Source organism: Staphylococcus argenteus (genome assembly GCF_000236925.1).
Classification (GTDB): domain Bacteria; phylum Bacillota; class Bacilli; order Staphylococcales; family Staphylococcaceae; genus Staphylococcus; species Staphylococcus argenteus.
The window spans coordinates 1,035,353-1,051,270 of record NC_016941.1 but is presented as its reverse complement, the minus strand read 5'-3'; the positions used below and the strand labels follow the sequence as shown (position 1 = coordinate 1,051,270).

15 protein-coding genes are annotated in these 15,918 nt (G+C 31.6%); 4 read left to right on the top strand and 11 right to left on the bottom strand.

The window, feature by feature from the left end:
• Nucleotides 1-54 precede the first annotated feature (54 nt).
• The 3 genes from SAMSHR1132_RS04925 to SAMSHR1132_RS04915 all read right to left on the bottom strand — a co-directional run bounded on the left by SAMSHR1132_RS04925 (nucleotide 55) and on the right by SAMSHR1132_RS04915 (nucleotide 2,949).
• Nucleotides 55-1,032: an alpha-ketoacid dehydrogenase subunit beta gene (locus tag SAMSHR1132_RS04925; RefSeq protein ID WP_000068177.1), complete on the bottom strand. Its 978-nt coding sequence runs from the start codon at nucleotides 1,030-1,032 to the stop codon at nucleotides 55-57.
• Between the two features lie 3 nt (nucleotides 1,033-1,035).
• Nucleotides 1,036-2,148 carry a pyruvate dehydrogenase (acetyl-transferring) E1 component subunit alpha gene (gene pdhA / locus SAMSHR1132_RS04920; protein WP_000035327.1) on the bottom strand — a complete coding sequence of 371 codons (1,113 nt, stop codon included), beginning with the start codon at nucleotides 2,146-2,148 and terminating at the stop codon, nucleotides 1,036-1,038.
• Nucleotides 2,149-2,316: 168 nt separating this feature from the next.
• Nucleotides 2,317-2,949, bottom strand: coding sequence for a YkyA family protein (locus SAMSHR1132_RS04915; protein ID WP_000668345.1), 633 nt, complete (start codon nucleotides 2,947-2,949; stop codon nucleotides 2,317-2,319).
• A 368-nt stretch (nucleotides 2,950-3,317) separates the two neighbouring features.
• Here SAMSHR1132_RS04915 and def point away from each other — a divergent pair, with 368 nt between their 5' ends.
• The 3 genes from def (at nucleotide 3,318) to rnjA (ending at nucleotide 6,272) form a co-directional block, all read left to right on the top strand.
• Nucleotides 3,318-3,869, top strand: coding sequence for a peptide deformylase (gene def, locus SAMSHR1132_RS04910; protein WP_000957035.1), 552 nt, complete (start codon nucleotides 3,318-3,320; stop codon nucleotides 3,867-3,869).
• Nucleotides 3,870-4,356: 487 nt separating this feature from the next.
• Entirely contained in the window at nucleotides 4,357-4,575 is a 219-nt protein-coding gene (locus tag SAMSHR1132_RS04905; protein ID WP_000257888.1) for a DNA-dependent RNA polymerase subunit epsilon, read from the top strand.
• Nucleotides 4,575-6,272, top strand: a complete 1,698-nt coding sequence (gene rnjA / locus SAMSHR1132_RS04900) for a ribonuclease J1 (RefSeq protein WP_014373813.1) — start codon at nucleotides 4,575-4,577, stop codon at nucleotides 6,270-6,272. Before SAMSHR1132_RS04905 ends, rnjA begins: the two co-directional genes overlap by 1 nt.
• A gap of 194 nt (nucleotides 6,273-6,466) precedes the next feature.
• Here rnjA and SAMSHR1132_RS04895 read toward each other — a convergent pair whose 3' ends face one another.
• The 3 genes from SAMSHR1132_RS04895 to SAMSHR1132_RS04885 form a co-directional block, all read right to left on the bottom strand.
• Complete coding sequence (locus tag SAMSHR1132_RS04895) at nucleotides 6,467-7,129, bottom strand: potassium channel family protein (RefSeq protein ID WP_000514292.1); 663 nt, start codon at nucleotides 7,127-7,129, stop codon at nucleotides 6,467-6,469.
• Between the two features lie 132 nt (nucleotides 7,130-7,261).
• A complete protein-coding gene (locus SAMSHR1132_RS04890) occupies nucleotides 7,262-8,281 on the bottom strand; it encodes a cytochrome d ubiquinol oxidase subunit II (protein WP_000638447.1) in 1,020 nt (339 codons plus the stop codon).
• On the bottom strand, nucleotides 8,278-9,639 hold the full coding sequence (locus tag SAMSHR1132_RS04885; protein ID WP_000381839.1) for a cytochrome ubiquinol oxidase subunit I: 1,362 nt from the start codon (nucleotides 9,637-9,639) through the stop codon (nucleotides 8,278-8,280). Before SAMSHR1132_RS04885 ends, SAMSHR1132_RS04890 begins: the two co-directional genes overlap by 4 nt.
• 193 nt (nucleotides 9,640-9,832) lie before the next feature.
• Between SAMSHR1132_RS04885 and SAMSHR1132_RS04880 the strand changes: the two genes are divergently transcribed.
• The gene (locus SAMSHR1132_RS04880; protein WP_000129635.1) at nucleotides 9,833-10,066 is read left to right on the top strand and encodes a glutaredoxin family protein; all 234 of its coding nucleotides are present in this window, start codon (nucleotides 9,833-9,835) and stop codon (nucleotides 10,064-10,066) included.
• Nucleotides 10,067-10,287: 221 nt separating this feature from the next.
• On the opposite strand, the gene ptsP is transcribed toward SAMSHR1132_RS04880, so the two are convergent.
• The 5 genes from ptsP to auxA all read right to left on the bottom strand — a co-directional run bounded on the left by ptsP (nucleotide 10,288) and on the right by auxA (nucleotide 15,889).
• Nucleotides 10,288-12,006 carry a phosphoenolpyruvate--protein phosphotransferase gene (ptsP, locus tag SAMSHR1132_RS04875; protein WP_000040060.1) on the bottom strand — a complete coding sequence of 573 codons (1,719 nt, stop codon included), beginning with the start codon at nucleotides 12,004-12,006 and terminating at the stop codon, nucleotides 10,288-10,290.
• Between the two features lie 2 nt (nucleotides 12,007-12,008).
• Nucleotides 12,009-12,275, bottom strand: a complete 267-nt coding sequence (locus SAMSHR1132_RS04870) for a phosphocarrier protein HPr (protein ID WP_000437472.1) — start codon at nucleotides 12,273-12,275, stop codon at nucleotides 12,009-12,011.
• 153 nt (nucleotides 12,276-12,428) lie between these two features.
• The gene (locus SAMSHR1132_RS04865) at nucleotides 12,429-12,971 is read right to left on the bottom strand and encodes a hypothetical protein (protein WP_000505971.1); all 543 of its coding nucleotides are present in this window, start codon (nucleotides 12,969-12,971) and stop codon (nucleotides 12,429-12,431) included.
• Between the two features lie 53 nt (nucleotides 12,972-13,024).
• Nucleotides 13,025-14,197 (bottom strand): class I SAM-dependent rRNA methyltransferase, encoded by a 1,173-nt coding sequence (locus SAMSHR1132_RS04860; RefSeq protein WP_000762014.1) that lies wholly within the window; start codon nucleotides 14,195-14,197, stop codon nucleotides 13,025-13,027.
• Nucleotides 14,198-14,593: 396 nt separating this feature from the next.
• Nucleotides 14,594-15,889 (bottom strand): lipoteichoic acid stability factor AuxA, encoded by a 1,296-nt coding sequence (gene auxA, locus SAMSHR1132_RS04855; protein ID WP_000009065.1) that lies wholly within the window; start codon nucleotides 15,887-15,889, stop codon nucleotides 14,594-14,596.
• Between the last annotated feature and the right edge of the window lie 29 nt (nucleotides 15,890-15,918).

The following is a 15,918-nucleotide window of genomic DNA, read 5'->3' as shown; positions in this document are numbered from 1 at the left end:
TTTATTTTAATCAATAAGACTAAAATACGCTAACTTCGTTAATTTTTATATTAATTAAAATTCTAAAGTTTCTTTTGCTTTTTCGATGATGTCGTTTTTGTTTGGTAACCAAACATTTTCAGCTTGTGTAAATGGATAAATAGTATCAGCCGCTGCAACTCTTCCGATTGGAGCTTCTAATGAAAGGATTGCACGTTCACTTATTTCAGCCACTACTGCTGCACCAACACCTGCTTGACGTTGTGCTTCTTGAACAACAAGTGCACGTCCAGTTTTTTCAACTGAAGCTACTAATGTATCTACATCAAGTGGTTGTACAGTACGTAAGTCAATAACTTCAACAGAGTAACCATCTTTTTCAAGTTCTTCTGCAGCTTTCATTGATTCTTGAACCATTGCACCATAAGTGATGATTGAAATGTCGTTACCTTCTTTTTTAACATTCGCTTTACCTATGTCAATTGTATATTCTTCTTCAGGTACTTCTTCACGGAAAGAACGATATAATTTCATATGTTCTAAGTATACGACTGGGTCATTACTTCTAATAGAAGAAATTAATAAACCTTTAGCATCATATGGACCTGAAGGAATTACAACTTTAAGACCAGGAGATTGAGCTAAAATACCTTCTAAGTTATCAGCGTGTAATTCAGGTGTGTGAACTCCACCACCGAATGGGCTACGAATAGTAACAGGTGCAGTTTTAGTACCACCTGAACGGAAACGTGTACGAGCAATTTGTCCAGCAATCGCATCAAATACTTCAAATACGAAACCTAAGAATTGTACTTCCATAACTGGACGGAACCCTTCAACTGCAAGACCCATTGCTAAACCACCGATACCAGATTCAGCTAAAGGTGTATCGAATACTCTATCTTCACCAAATTCTTTTTGTAGTCCTTCAGTAACACGGAAAACACCGCCGTTAACACCAACGTCTTCACCAAAAATTAATACATCTTGGTCATTTTTAAGTTCAGTTTTAAGCGCGTCATTAATCGCTTGAACCATTGTCATTTGTGCCATGGCTTACTTCGACTCCTTCTCTTTGTAAATTTCATATTGTTCTGCTAAGTTTTGAGGCATATCTTCATACATAATTTCCATTAGAGAAGTAACAGTTTGTTTTTCAGTGTTATCAGCCTCTTTAATTGCTGCTTTAATATCAGCTTTTGCACGTTCAATAACTTCGTTTTCTTTTTCTTCATTCCATAAACCTTTGTTTTCAAGGAATTTACGGAAACGTACTAATGGATCTTTTTTCTCCCATTCAGCATCTTCATCTGAAGTTCTGTAACGAGTTGGATCGTCACCAGCCATTGTATGTGGACCATAACGGTAAGTCATAGTTTCAATTAATGTTGGACCTTCGCCTGCAACTGCACGATCACGTGCTTCTTTAGTTGCTTGATAAACAGCTAATGCATCCATACCATCAACTTGGATTCCAGGAATACCTACAGCTATTGCTTTTTGAGCTAAAGTTTCAGCAGCAGTTTGCTTGCTTCTTGGAGTTGAAATTGCATAGTTATTGTTTTGAATAACGAAAATTGCAGGTGCTTTATAAGCTGCTGCAAAGTTAATACCTTCGTAGAAATCACCTTGTGATGAACCACCGTCACCAGTGTATGTGATTGCAACTGCTTTTTTACCACGTTTTTTAAGTGCAAATGCAACACCAGCTGCTTGAATGTATTGAGCACCGATGATGATTTGTGGGCTTAATGCATTAACACCTTCAGGGAATTGATTTCCTTTGAAGTGACCTCTTGAGAATAAGAAAGCATCTGTTAATGGTAAACCGTGCCAAATAATTTGAGGAACATCTCTGTATCCAGGTAATACGTAATCTTCTTTTTCTAAAGCGTATTGTGACGCTAATTGTGACGCTTCTTGACCAGCAGTTGGTGCATAGAAACCTAAACGTCCTTGTCTGTTTAATGAGATAGAACGTTGATCAAGGATACGAGTCCATACCATTCTTTCCATTAATTCAACTAATTGTTCATCCGTAAGATCAGGTACTAAGTCTTCATTTACGACGTTACCATTCTCATCCAAAATTTGAACCATTTCAAATTTCGATTGAGTATCATTTAAAACTTTTACTGCATCGAATTGGGCTTGTAACTTAGGAGCCATTCAATTCACCATACCTTTCCCATAATTGTATAGAAATTCATTTTATCCTAATTAATTGTACCATAAATAAATGGCACTGTTAAACCATTTGAAAAAGTTCTGTTTTAATAAAAAAGATACAGATAATAGAAACTGTATTAGTGGTTTCTTATTACCTGTATCATTATTCTATACGAGCTGATCTACATCTTGTTTTTCTCTTGCAACTTTTTTGTTTACTTTTGAATATTCATCTGTTATTTCTTTTACTTTCTTATAGTTTTGTATGATTGGTTTTTCTTTCTCTCTAACACCTTGTTGTGTAGCATCAATTTGACCTAAATATTTAAACAAAACTTTTTCTGAATTGACAGCTTTTTTGTATGTTTCTGCATATTTAACATGAATCTTATATTTTTCTTTTAACGCATCATTAAGCTGCTCTACTTCTTTACGTTTAACATCATTACCAATTGTATCAATATGGCTTCCTGCTTTTTTAAAGTCTTGTTCAGATTTTTTGATTGCGTCCTCTTCTTTTTTAAATTCCTTGAGTCGTTCGTCCGTATTTTTAATTAAATCTTTTACAGTTTCTTCTCGGATAGTTGCATCTTGGCCTTGACTATTTAATTTAGAAGTTAATTTACCCTTTTTCTCATCTAGTTCAGCAATTTTTTTACCAACTGACTTGATTGGTTCTTCATCTTTCTTAATTTTATCCATTTGCTCAATATACGCCTTGATTTCTTTCTTATCTGTAGTACATCCGGCAAGTAAGACACTTGATGCTAATACTACTGCGACTGTTTTTCCAAATTTCATTTCTTGTACCTCCACTTGCTATATAAATAAATGATAAATAAAATCTTAATGGAAATCAATTTTTAAACAACTTAAGTGCTAATGCTTCTCTTAAGTATATTTGTTGACAGTTACGTAATTTATAATATAATTTTTAAAGTTAAGAAGATAAATGATATTCTATATTAAAATTGCAATACAAAGCTCATTCGGACAATTTTAAAAACAATTCTTAACACATATAAATTTAAATTACTATCCAAAATAAATTATGACGGTATTAGGTTCCAATTTCATAATATCAATTAAAATGTATGAGTATCTTAACAACCTTCTTACTGTCATTCAACTAAAACAAATTAAAACAACATTTAAGGAAGGTGTAATATATGTTAACAATGAAAGACATTATTAGAGACGGGCATCCAACATTACGTCAAAAAGCCGCTGAATTAGAATTGCCATTATCTAATGAAGATAAAGAAACATTAATCGCAATGAGAGAATTTTTAGTAAATAGTCAAGACGAGGAAACCGCAAAACGTTATGGACTACGTTCAGGTGTTGGATTAGCAGCTCCTCAAATTAATATTTCAAAACGAATGATTGCTGTTTTAATTCCAGATGACGGCAATGGTAAAGTATATGACTATATGTTAGTAAACCCTAAAATTGTAAGTCACAGCGTTCAAGAAGCATACTTACCAACTGGTGAAGGTTGCCTAAGTGTTGATGATAATATTGCTGGTCTAGTTCATCGACATAACCGAATTACAATTAAAGCTAAAGACATCGAGGGTAACGATGTACAATTAAGATTAAAAGGATATCCTGCTATTGTGTTCCAACATGAAATTGATCATTTAAATGGCGTAATGTTCTATGATCATATTGATAAAGATCATCCATTACAGCCACACACAGATGCAGTTGGCGTTTAAAATTAATAATCATCAATCATACAGTCTGAGACAATTCTATGTCTTGGGCTGTTTTTTTATGAAACCACTTTTAAATTGATTTGTAACACCTTTCAATAATTAATATTTATAAACTTCGATTTGACTTTATCTTATGAGATTAAACTGTTTGAATATTTTCTTAACAATCGTTAATCTAGATTGATTTATTTTCATAATTAAATCTGTACTTTTATTCAAAATCCTAGCTTTCCAGTGAGATAAACTGCTTTATTTATTATCATTCATCATGTAAAATAAGATTTAACTGAAATTTTAGTGATTTTTCACTAACTTTTTAAAATGAACGACAAGATGTCCCTAGTTTCTAATCAATATAATTGTTAAATCAATTTTTAGGTTCTTAAAATGATTTGCAATAAAAATGATTTTATCGTAGATACTACTTTTCGATTTTTACTAGGATTAACAATATATTAAACAAACATTCTTAGGAGGAATTTTTAACATGGCAGTATTTAAAGTTTTTTATCAACATAATAGAGATGAAGTAATTGTGCGTGAGAATACACAGTCACTTTATGTTGAAGCTCAAACAGAAGAACAAGTACGTCGTTACTTGAAAGATCGTAATTTTAACATTGAATTTATTACTAAATTAGAGGGCGCACATTTAGATTACGAAAAAGAAAATTCAGAACACTTCAATGTGGAGATTGCTAAATAATGAAACAATTACATCCAAATGAAGTAGGTGTATATGCTCTTGGAGGTCTAGGTGAAATCGGTAAAAATACTTATGCAGTAGAGTATAAAGACGAAATCGTCATTATCGATGCAGGTATTAAATTCCCTGATGACAACTTATTAGGTATTGACTACGTCATTCCCGACTACACTTACCTAGAACAAAACCAAGATAAAATTGTTGGCCTATTTATTACGCATGGTCACGAAGACCATATAGGCGGTGTGCCCTTCCTATTAAAACAACTTAATATACCTATATACGGCGGTCCATTAGCATTAGGTTTAATCCGTAATAAACTTGAAGAACATCACTTATTACGCACAGCTAAATTACACGAAATAAATGAAGATAGTGTTATCAAATCTAAGCATTTCACAATTTCATTCTATTTAACTACACACAGTATTCCTGAAACATATGGTGTAATAGTTGATACACCTGAAGGAAAAATTGTCCATACTGGTGACTTTAAATTCGATTTTACTCCAGTTGGTAAACCAGCAAACATTGCAAAAATGGCTCAATTAGGTGAAGAAGGCGTATTATGTTTACTTTCCGACTCCACAAATTCACTTGTACCAGATTTTACTTTAAGTGAACGTGAAGTTGGTCAAAACGTAGATAAAATCTTCCGTAATTGTAAAGGTAGAATTATTTTCGCTACTTTTGCATCTAATATTTATCGAGTTCAGCAAGCTGTTGAAGCAGCAATTAAAAACAACCGTAAAATTGTTACATTCGGTCGTTCAATGGAGAACAATATTAAAATCGGTATGGAACTTGGATATATTAAAGCACCACCCGAAACATTTATTGAACCAAATAAAATTAATACTGTACCTAAACATGAGTTATTAATTTTATGTACTGGTTCTCAAGGTGAACCAATGGCTGCATTATCGCGAATCGCTAATGGTACGCATAAACAAATTAAAATTATTCCAGATGATACAGTTGTATTTAGTTCATCACCTATTCCAGGTAATACTAAGAGTATTAATAGAACAATAAATGCACTATATAAAGCTGGTGCTGATGTTATTCATAGTAAGATTTCTAATATCCATACTTCAGGTCACGGCTCTCAAGGTGATCAACAGTTGATGTTACGTCTGATCAAACCTAAATATTTCTTACCGATTCACGGTGAATATCGCATGTTAAAAGCACATGGTGAAACTGGTGTAGAATGTGGTGTTGAGGAGGATAATGTCTTTATCTTTGATATTGGTGACGTCTTAGCATTAACACATGATTCCGCTCGTAAGGCTGGACGTATACCATCTGGCAATGTACTTGTTGATGGTAGTGGTATTGGGGATATTGGCAACGTTGTAATTAGAGACCGTAAAATGTTATCTGAAGAAGGTCTTGTAATTGTTGTTGTAAGTATTGATTTTAATACTAATAAATTATTGTCAGGCCCAGACATTATCTCACGAGGTTTCGTATATATGAGAGAATCTGGTCAATTAATTTATGATGCACAACGCAAAATTAAAACTGATGTTATTAGTAAGTTAAACCAAAACAAAGATATTCAATGGCATCAAATTAAATCTTCCATTATCGAAACATTACAACCATATCTATATGAAAAGACAGCTAGAAAACCTATGATTTTACCAGTTATCATGAAAGTTAACGAACAAAAAGAAACAAAAAATAAATAATAATTATAAAACTACTAACACAACATCGTATGTTATCGAACAGATCATGTGTTAGTAGTTTTTTGTTTGAAATAAAAAATGGATTGATGAAAAATCATAAAATTTAACATCAATCCATTATATTTGGATCATTTATATTTAATAAAATACGTTCTAATCGTTTTAACTACATCTTTTAAGTTCGTAATCGTTTCTTATCTAGTTGCAATATTCTTTTCGAAACGATTTAAATCATTATCATGACCAATCATAATTAAAATATCGCCAATTTCTAAATTAATATTTGGATTTGGTGATATGATAAAATCTTTACCTCGTTTGATGGCAATGATATTAATACCATATTGCGCACGAATATCTAAATCTATAATAGATTGCCCTGCCATCTTTTCAGTAGCTTTCAATTCAACTATAGAATGTTCATCAGCTAATTCTAGATAGTCTAACACGCTAGCACTTGCAACATTATGCGCTATACGTCTACCCATATCACGTTCAGGATGAACTACCGTATCAGCACCAATTTTGTTCAATATTTTCGCATGATAATCATTTTGAGCTTTTGCTGTAACTTTTTTCACACCTAACTCTTTTAAAATCAACGTCGTTAACGTACTTGACTGAATATTTTCACCGATAGCTACAATAACATGATCAAAATTACGAATACCTAAACTCTTCATTACCGCTTCATCAGTTGTATCAGCAACTACTGCATGTGTAGCAATATCACTATATTCATTCACTCTATTTTCATCATAGTCAATTGCCATTACATCCATGTCTAATGCATTCAATTCGCGAACTATACTACCACCAAATCGGCCAAGTCCAATGACAACATACTCTTTACCCATATTCGCCCTCCATCAAATTATATTCATTAATTCTTAAAAAAATTAAAATTCGAACTAATATAAATGAGAACCCCAACGAATTAATCTAATTGCAGCAATGCAAGTAAATAAATGTTGGGGTTACATCATAATTTATGATTTCTTTCCTTCAACATATTCTTTGTCGAAAACAAATAACCTTAATAATAATATTAACGATGGAAGTAATAAAAGTAAACCTAAAATAAAGACAATTACTAATGTCCAACCCATTTCAGGATTAACGTATGCATCTGTAATTTTTACAAACGGATATAGTAAGTATGGCAACTTACTTATACCATAACCAAAGAATGCGAACATCATCTGTAAAATAACAAATACAAATGCCCAACCATGATGTTTTTTCAAATATGTCAAAAGTGATGCTACAGCAAAGAATATAAAACTTATAGCAAACATCCACCAATATTCAAAAACGGCTGAGTAAAAATGTTCTGCATTTTGAATCCTTAATGATAAAAATACAAATAAACAAATAATGATCATTGGTGGTCCTAAAAATATATGCCACTGTCTAGTTAAAAGATATGCTGGTTCATCATTAGCCTTTTTCGCATAATATGTTAAAAATCCTGATGAAATATACAATACTGATATAATTGCTAAAAAGACTACAGACCATGCAAATGGACTTAATAATAACTGAATCCAATCTAAATCAATCATATTATTTTTTACATTGATATAGCCACCTTCAGTAATAGTTAATGCTGTAGATAAGGAGGCTGGTATAAGTAATCCACTTAAGCCATACATCATCATCCATGTTAATTTAGTATCTTGCCCATAGTTTTCAAAGGCATAAAAGCTATTTCTTAATGAAATCATGATTAGCGCAATAGATCCTGGAATTAATAACACTGTACCTAAATATTTAATTGATTCTGGAAAGAATCCAACAAAACCAACAAAAAAGAAAACAAAGAATACATTTGTAACTTCCCATACTGGATTTAAGTAACGTGATATTAAATGATTAATTTTCTTTTCATCACCCGTTATTTTAGAATGCAATGCGAAGAAACCTGCTCCAAAATCTATAGAAGCAATAATGATATAGCAAAATAAAAACAACCATAAAACAGTTATACCAATAAATGCGTAAATCATTTTTCAACTTCTCCTCCTTGCTTCTTGGCTAAACGATTAACGTCTTCATATGCCGGCTTATTTTTAAACATACGAATCAAAACATACGCGCATGTATACATTAAAATGATATATAAAATGCCAAATAATATTGTAACAAAGGTTATACCGCCTGCTTGTGTTGCTGCTTCTGCTACGCGCATATAACCACGTACAATCCACGGTTGTCTACCCATTTCAGTTAAGAACCATCCAAACTCAATCGCCAACATTGACGCAGGACCTGTTAGTAGTATTCCATATAGTAGCCATTTGTGAGTTGAGAATTTTCTTAGCTTTTTAAAAATTAGCGTTAACATATAAATTCCTGAAATGACAAAACATAATATCCCCATTGTAACCATCAAATCAAAGAAATAATGGACAATTAAAGGAGGATGTAAACTTTTCGGAAAATCATTTAATCCTTGTACTTTTGTTTTAACACTGTTATCTGCAAGGAAGCTTAATAGTCCAGGCAATTCAATGGCACCTTTAACTTGATGCGTCTTCTCATCTAATACACCAAAAAGTAATAATTTAGCATGTGATGAAGTATCGAAATGCCATTCATATGCTGCTAATTTTTCAGGTTGAAATTTATGCAAGAATTTTGCTGATAAATCTCCTGCCAGCATAGACAGTAATGTTGAAAAGAATCCAACTATCATGGACATATTTAAAGCTTTTTTATGGTAACCTGTATCTTTTGGCTGACGATTTCGTAATAATTTGAAAGCTGCAATTGATGCAATAACAAATGCCATTGTCATACCAGCTGTTGTAATTACGTGAAAAGAACGCACAATAAATGACGGATTAAACATCGCTTCTAGTGGCTGTACATTTACCATTTTCCCGTTTTTTAATTCAAATCCTGCCGGTGTATTCATAAATGAATTCACTGAAGTAATAAAGAATGCAGAAAATGATCCACCAATGATTACCGGTATACTAATTATGAAATGAGTCCATTTATTTTTAAAACGATCCCACGTATATAAATATATACTTAAGAATATTGCTTCAAAGAAGAATGCAAATGTTTCCATAAATAATGGAAGCGCGATAACATGACCACCCATTTCCATAAATGTAGGCCAAATTAATGATAATTGAAGTCCTATAATTGTACCTGTAACAACTCCCACTGCTACAGTTATTGTATATGCCTTAGCCCATCGCTTAGCCATAGCTATATATTGTAAATCATTTTTGCGAATACCTAAAAATTCTGCTATTGCGAACATTAAAGGCATACCAACACCAATCGTTGCAAAAATGATATGAACTGCTAATGTCATGGCTGTCAAAAACCGACTGATTTCAACTGTATCCATATAAAAACATCACCTTTTTCTTTTTTTGATGACAACACAATGAACTTAATTATAATTGCTATAACGCGCATTTTTGAAACATTATGCGCTATGAAATTGTGTATAATTTATGTCAGTTCACAATGTGTTCACAAATTTGTATTTCACAGTATAATTGTGTATATTAATTTAGAAAAATGAAGGAGAGTTTCATATGACAGATATTATCATTTATACCCAAAACGATTGTCCGCCATGTACTTTTGTAAAAAATTATTTAACGGAACATCAAGTGGCTTTTGAAGAAAAGAACATCAACAATAATAAGTATCGAATTGAAATGATGGATTATGATGCATTTTCAACACCATTTATTTTATTAAAAGGCAAACCGATGTATCATGTCGATTTAGAAAAAATTAACAGCGTTTTAAATATTCAAAATTAAATCTTCTATTTTTAGCTTAAAATTGTTTGTTTACGATCAAGATTAACATTAAGAGGAAATTTTTCCTCGTTCTCAATCAATAGGAATTATCCATTCTAAATCAACATCAACTATCCAAGTCTAATTAAAGAAAATAACAAAACAAAAAATCCGAAGTTTTCATATTAAGTATGAAAGCTTCGGATTTAATTTTGACATTACCTTACATAAGATAACATTTTTTATTTTGCGTAATTGTTAACTAATTCAATCACTTCTTCTTGCGTTGCACAGTCCACTGCACGGTTTGCAAGTTCAGTCATTTCATTTTTACTTAAACCATTGATTTGTCTTCTAGCTTTAAGAATAGATGTTGCACTCATTGAGAACTCGTCTAATCCTAATCCTAATAGCAATGGAATAGCTGTTTCATCACCAGCCATCTCGCCACACATACCAGTCCATTTACCTTCTTTATGTGACGCTTCAATAACTTGTTTAACTAAGCGTAAAATTGAAGGGTTATATGGTTGGTATAAATAAGATACACGCTCTGACATACGATCTGCAGCTAATGTGTATTGAATTAAATCATTTGTACCAATACTGAAGAAATCAACTTCTTTAGCAAAGACATCAGCTAATGCTGCAGTTGCTGGAATTTCTACCATAATTCCTAATTCTATATCATCTGAAACATCATGACCTTCATTTTTAAGGTTTTCTTTTTCTTCTAATAATATAGCTTTAGCTTCTCTAAATTCATTGATTGTTGCCACCATTGGGAACATGATATTTAATTTACCGTATACTGATGCACGTAATAATGCTCGTAATTGAGGTCTGAAAATATCTTGTTGCGCAAGACAAAGTCGAATTGCTCTATAACCCAAGAATGGATTCATCTCTTCAGGTAAGTTTAAGTAAGAAAGTTCTTTATCTCCACCGATATCTAAAGTACGAACAACAACACGTTTTCCGTCCATTGCTTCTAATACTTCTTTATAAGCTTCGAATTGTTCTTCTTCTGTTGGCATTTGGTCACGACCCATATATAAGAACTCAGTTCTATATAAGCCAATACCTTGTGCACCATTTTCAATAACACCTGGTAAATCATTAGGTGTACCAATATTTGCTGCAAGTTCAGCATGAACACCGTCAACTGTAACAGTATCAGCATCACGTAGTTTTTGTAACTCTTTTTTGTCAGCAAAATAACGTTCACGTTTATCTTGATAAGCGATTAACTCATCTTCAGTTGGATTGATAATAACATCACCGTTTAATCCATCAACGATAATCATGTCGCCTTGTTTAACTTCTTGTGTAATTGATTTAGTACCAACAATTGCTGGAATTTCTAAAGAACGACTCATAATTGCAGAGTGACTAGTTCTTCCACCAATATTTGTAGCAAAACCTTGTACAAATTCTTTATTTAATTGAGCTGTATCAGAAGGTGTTAAATCATTCCCTACAATAACAACACTTTCATCAATCATGCTCGGATTTGGTAATTCTACACCCAATATGTGTGATAAAACACGTTTAGAAACGTCGCGAATATCTGCTGCACGTTCTTTCATGTATTCATTATCCATTGATTCAAAAATAGTAACAAATTGTGTTGTTACATCTGTTAATGCTGTTGCAGCATTAGCATTTTCATTTTTAATCTTATCTTGAATTGGTTGAATTAATTCAGGGTCATCTAAAACTAATAAATGTGCATCAAAGATTGCAGCTTTATCAGCACCTAGTTGAACCTCTGCATTATTTCTAATTTTAGTTAACTCAACTTTAGAAGCTTCGATAGCGCTATTGAACTTTGCAACTTCTCCTTCAACATCAGTGACTTTTTCAGTTTTGTCGAATGTTAAGTCTGGCTCAACTAATAAGTAAGCTTTAGCAATTGCAACACCATCAGATGCAGCAATACCTTTAATTAATTTAGACATGATTATTTAGTCAATCCTTCTTTTGATAAGACGTCACTGATTGCTTGAATGGCGTCAGATTCATCACTACCGTCAGCATAAATTGTAATTTCAGCATCTTTACCAACACCAAGGCTCATAACACCCATGATTGATTTTAAGTTAACTTTTTTACCATTATATTCTAATTGAATATCTGAATCGAATTTTGAAGCTGTTTGTACTAACATTGTTGCTGGTCTAGCGTGAATACCAGTCTCGTCGATGATTACATATGAATTTTGTTCCATAATTACATTTCTCCTTCGTATAGTTAGAATCTTCAATATTATTACAATACTAACTTAATTTTATACCTTAACTTTACCAAAACCATGCTTTAAATTCAATTCGTTTAAAACCGGTTTCAGTAAAATTTGCAAATTGCAAAACTATTATAGCACCTACATGACATTTTTAATAACATTTTCGCATTTTTGTATGTGATCTTTTCCAATTTTATTCATAAAGTAGTAACTTATTGACGCTGAAACAGCTTGTCCTACAATTGGAAACCATTTTGTTTGCTTTGCTGCTGTGCGTTTTGCAACATCTCTTATCACTATTTTTAAAAATGCACTAGAAATTCTCTTTCCAATAAATTGACTACCTTGAATTGCTGCCGCAGACATAATTCGTTCTTTGACATCATCACCAAGACTATTAACTTGTTTATGGTCTAAACCGTAAATTTTATTCACATCTTCGATAATGTCTTTCATAAGTTTTAAATCCACGCCAAAGTCAAGTCCTGGAATTGGCACAACACTCATCGTAGAAGACATTAAAGACTTTTTCTTTACAATAGCTTCAGCACGTTGGCGTCTCTCTCTTAACTCTTGAATTGTTGTCGGCATAGCGCCCTTTTCGTTAACATTTTCTATTTTAAAAACTGAATTACCAATCTTATTAGTCAAATTTGATGTTAAATTATTTTTAAATCCCATAGTATTATCACCCTTCTTTTTATCAATAAAATACTATACCCCTTTTACAATATTTAATGTCTAATATTTACAAAAACTGCTTTTAAATATTTTGAAGGTTTGTAATGTGGATGTGTTTTAAAATCTTTAGGTAATCCCATGACCTCAGCTAATTCGAATTCCACACCACTCTCTTCTAGTGTCTTTTTAATGGTATTTTTAAATTGTTTCAAAGGATATACACTTGCATTTGTACATAGCAATAATGTCCCTTCGGAAGATAAAATATTTAATGCGCCATTAATTAATTTGTCGTAATCTTTTTGCACTGAAAATGTACGCTTTTTACTACGTGCAAAACTAGGTGGATCAATTACAATCGTGTCATAGCTGTGTCCATGACGCGCTGCGTATTTAAAGAAATCGAAAGTATCCATCACATAAATATATTGTGATTTAGGATCAATAGCATTTAAGCCAAAATTTTCTTCAGTTAAACTTCGAGAACGGTTTGCCAAATCTACACTTGTAGTTGATGTTGCTTCACTTGCTGCGATTACAGAAAAAGCACCGGTATAACTAAATAAATTTAGTACCTGTCGTTCTGAAGCATATTGATCTCGTAATTTTTTACGTACTTCTTTTTGATCTAAAAAGATACCCGTCATTAATCCATCTTCAAGGTCAACATTATAGAACGTAAAGTTTTCTTCAATGACAATTGGAAAATCAGGTGCATCACCTTCAACAAATCCACCACTATATTCACTATCTTTAAATCTTACTTTTTCATAAATAGATTTATAATTAAACACTTTTCTAATTGCTTCAAGAATTGCATATTTAAATTTATAAATACCTTTGGAATACCATTGAATTAATAGATGTCCATCATAATTATCAATTGTTAATCCACCAACACCATCACCTTCAGCATTAAATAATCTAAAAGCATTCGTACCATCAATATTAAAGTAATATTGACGTTCTTCTATTGCGTCATTAAATAATTTAGTGAAAAATGCAATGTTAATTTCTTGAGACTTATCATATGAAAGTACCCAACCCAATCCTTTGTGCTGGCGTCCAACATAGGCAGTTGCAACATATTGTGATTTATCTGTCACAATTTGGAAAATGTCTCCTTCTTTCAAATGGTCATGTGAATAAATATCCTCTTCATCTATCAATGGATACCCATTGAAATATTTTGTTTCTTTACCTTTATTCAAAGTTGCTAACTTCATCTGACAACTTCCTTTCTATTTTTCGTTGTAGTTTTTATATTTATAAAACATTTAATGTTATTGAACTTCATCGTCTTTAATTACTATACTCAATATTAATTTTAACAAATTAATAATTTGAATGATATATAGCAGAATAATTGACATGAACAGATTACAAATAATTTAAATTTTATAATCATTTGCTTTCAAGTAATTGGCATTTAGACACTCGAAGAGCCTTTTATATAATGCAAAATGTATCATTTCCTTTTTAAAATGACACATTTCAATTAATAAAAAAGCACTATCTATAAACTTCATTGAAATGTAACGAATTTAGTTAGTTTTATTTCTAACTAATAGCGTACACATCATAACGTTTAATAGATAGTACTTTTAAATTCATGTCATTATTTATGGGCGTTCTCGCAATTGTAATGAATAAGAAATAATAATTGCTAATAACATTAAAAGTAATGTTGGTGTAATGAAAACTGAAAGAAGTAATCCATGAATCATTATATTAATAAATTCAGTTAACAACTTGAAGAACAAAATACTTCCCATAAACAGTTGTAAATAATAAAACTTACCTTTCAAATGGAATGTTAATGTTGTAGCGATATACGCGATAATAATGAATAACAATATTAATAAAGTAACCCATTCGATGACATATTGTGTTTGAGACAGCTTCCAGTCACCAGACACAAACAATGCATTACGGTTATTAAATTCTAAAAACGTAAATAAGAAAATAACAGCACCGCAAAATAGTTCAACGTACATTGGTTTTACCCATTTTGGTTTTCTCATCCAATTAGGAATATCATCTTCCTGAATATCGATAATATCATTAACTTTCGCTTTGAATTTATCTCTTTTAGCTCTAATTTTATCTAAATCGACACTTCTTCTTGTCTTACGTGCATATTCTGTAGTCTTATCTTGGAGTTGTTTCAAGTGAATTTTAGTTTGATTCGTAACATTTCCTTTACTCGTTCTTGATAATTCTGGTTCCTCTTCGCCTAATTCTTGTTTCGTTAATGGTAAAGCACGACGCAAGAATAAGAAGTTCCAAATTGCCATTTGACCAAGTAACCACATAATAATAAAGAATGCATTGACACTTAAAATATCAATTGATTCTATCTCATTAGCATCTATTCTGCCATACAATGCAATTTGTGTAATTAAATAACTTATACCATAACTTATGATAATCCACATGTAATGATTTTTAACATTTTCTTGATTCAATTCATCTTTATAGACGATATAGCCAATATGAATTGTAAAAGGAATCATAAAAATTACTGCAAAAAATCCATAAACTTGTGTCATTAATATAAGTGTAATAATAAAGTACATGATACCGATAACTAAGAAAAAGATAGAAATATCATAGTCATACTTAATTGTTCTAAATAGTGTATGACCAATCAACATAACTAAAATACCGAATATAATTATCACAATTGCACTAACTATAGGGAAATTACCTATAAATCGACTCATTACTTTAATAATTTCACTGAAAAATGCATTCAGAAATTCCCACACGTTATGAACATGCGTATCAACTTTTTTACCACCATTTAACTGTTTAATTAATGGCAAGTTGATTAAAATAATGAGACCAGTGAAGAGTGAAACGATACCGATTAAATAGCTAAAAATAATTTCGGCGTGTTTCCTAAGAAAAGACATTATGTTCACCTCAAAATCATTATATATTA

Coding starts and splice junctions, on each gene's coding strand:
- SAMSHR1132_RS04895 (WP_000514292.1), bottom strand. CDS start 7,129: ATGGGTAAAGAGTATGTTGTCATTGGACTTGGCCGATTTGGTGGTAGT.
- rnjA (WP_014373813.1), top strand. CDS start 4,575: ATGAAACAATTACATCCAAATGAAGTAGGTGTATATGCTCTTGGAGGT.
- ptsP (WP_000040060.1), bottom strand. CDS start 12,006: ATGTCTAAATTAATTAAAGGTATTGCTGCATCTGATGGTGTTGCAATT.
- SAMSHR1132_RS04860 (WP_000762014.1), bottom strand. CDS start 14,197: ATGAAGTTAGCAACTTTGAATAAAGGTAAAGAAACAAAATATTTCAAT.
- SAMSHR1132_RS04885 (WP_000381839.1), bottom strand. CDS start 9,639: ATGGATACAGTTGAAATCAGTCGGTTTTTGACAGCCATGACATTAGCA.
- SAMSHR1132_RS04915 (WP_000668345.1), bottom strand. CDS start 2,949: ATGAAATTTGGAAAAACAGTCGCAGTAGTATTAGCATCAAGTGTCTTA.
- auxA (WP_000009065.1), bottom strand. CDS start 15,889: ATGTCTTTTCTTAGGAAACACGCCGAAATTATTTTTAGCTATTTAATC.
- SAMSHR1132_RS04870 (WP_000437472.1), bottom strand. CDS start 12,275: ATGGAACAAAATTCATATGTAATCATCGACGAGACTGGTATTCACGCT.
- SAMSHR1132_RS04905 (WP_000257888.1), top strand. CDS start 4,357: ATGGCAGTATTTAAAGTTTTTTATCAACATAATAGAGATGAAGTAATT.
- SAMSHR1132_RS04925 (WP_000068177.1), bottom strand. CDS start 1,032: ATGGCACAAATGACAATGGTTCAAGCGATTAATGACGCGCTTAAAACT.
- pdhA (WP_000035327.1), bottom strand. CDS start 2,148: ATGGCTCCTAAGTTACAAGCCCAATTCGATGCAGTAAAAGTTTTAAAT.
- SAMSHR1132_RS04880 (WP_000129635.1), top strand. CDS start 9,833: ATGACAGATATTATCATTTATACCCAAAACGATTGTCCGCCATGTACT.
- SAMSHR1132_RS04890 (WP_000638447.1), bottom strand. CDS start 8,281: ATGATTTACGCATTTATTGGTATAACTGTTTTATGGTTGTTTTTATTT.
- def (WP_000957035.1), top strand. CDS start 3,318: ATGTTAACAATGAAAGACATTATTAGAGACGGGCATCCAACATTACGT.
- SAMSHR1132_RS04865 (WP_000505971.1), bottom strand. CDS start 12,971: ATGGGATTTAAAAATAATTTAACATCAAATTTGACTAATAAGATTGGT.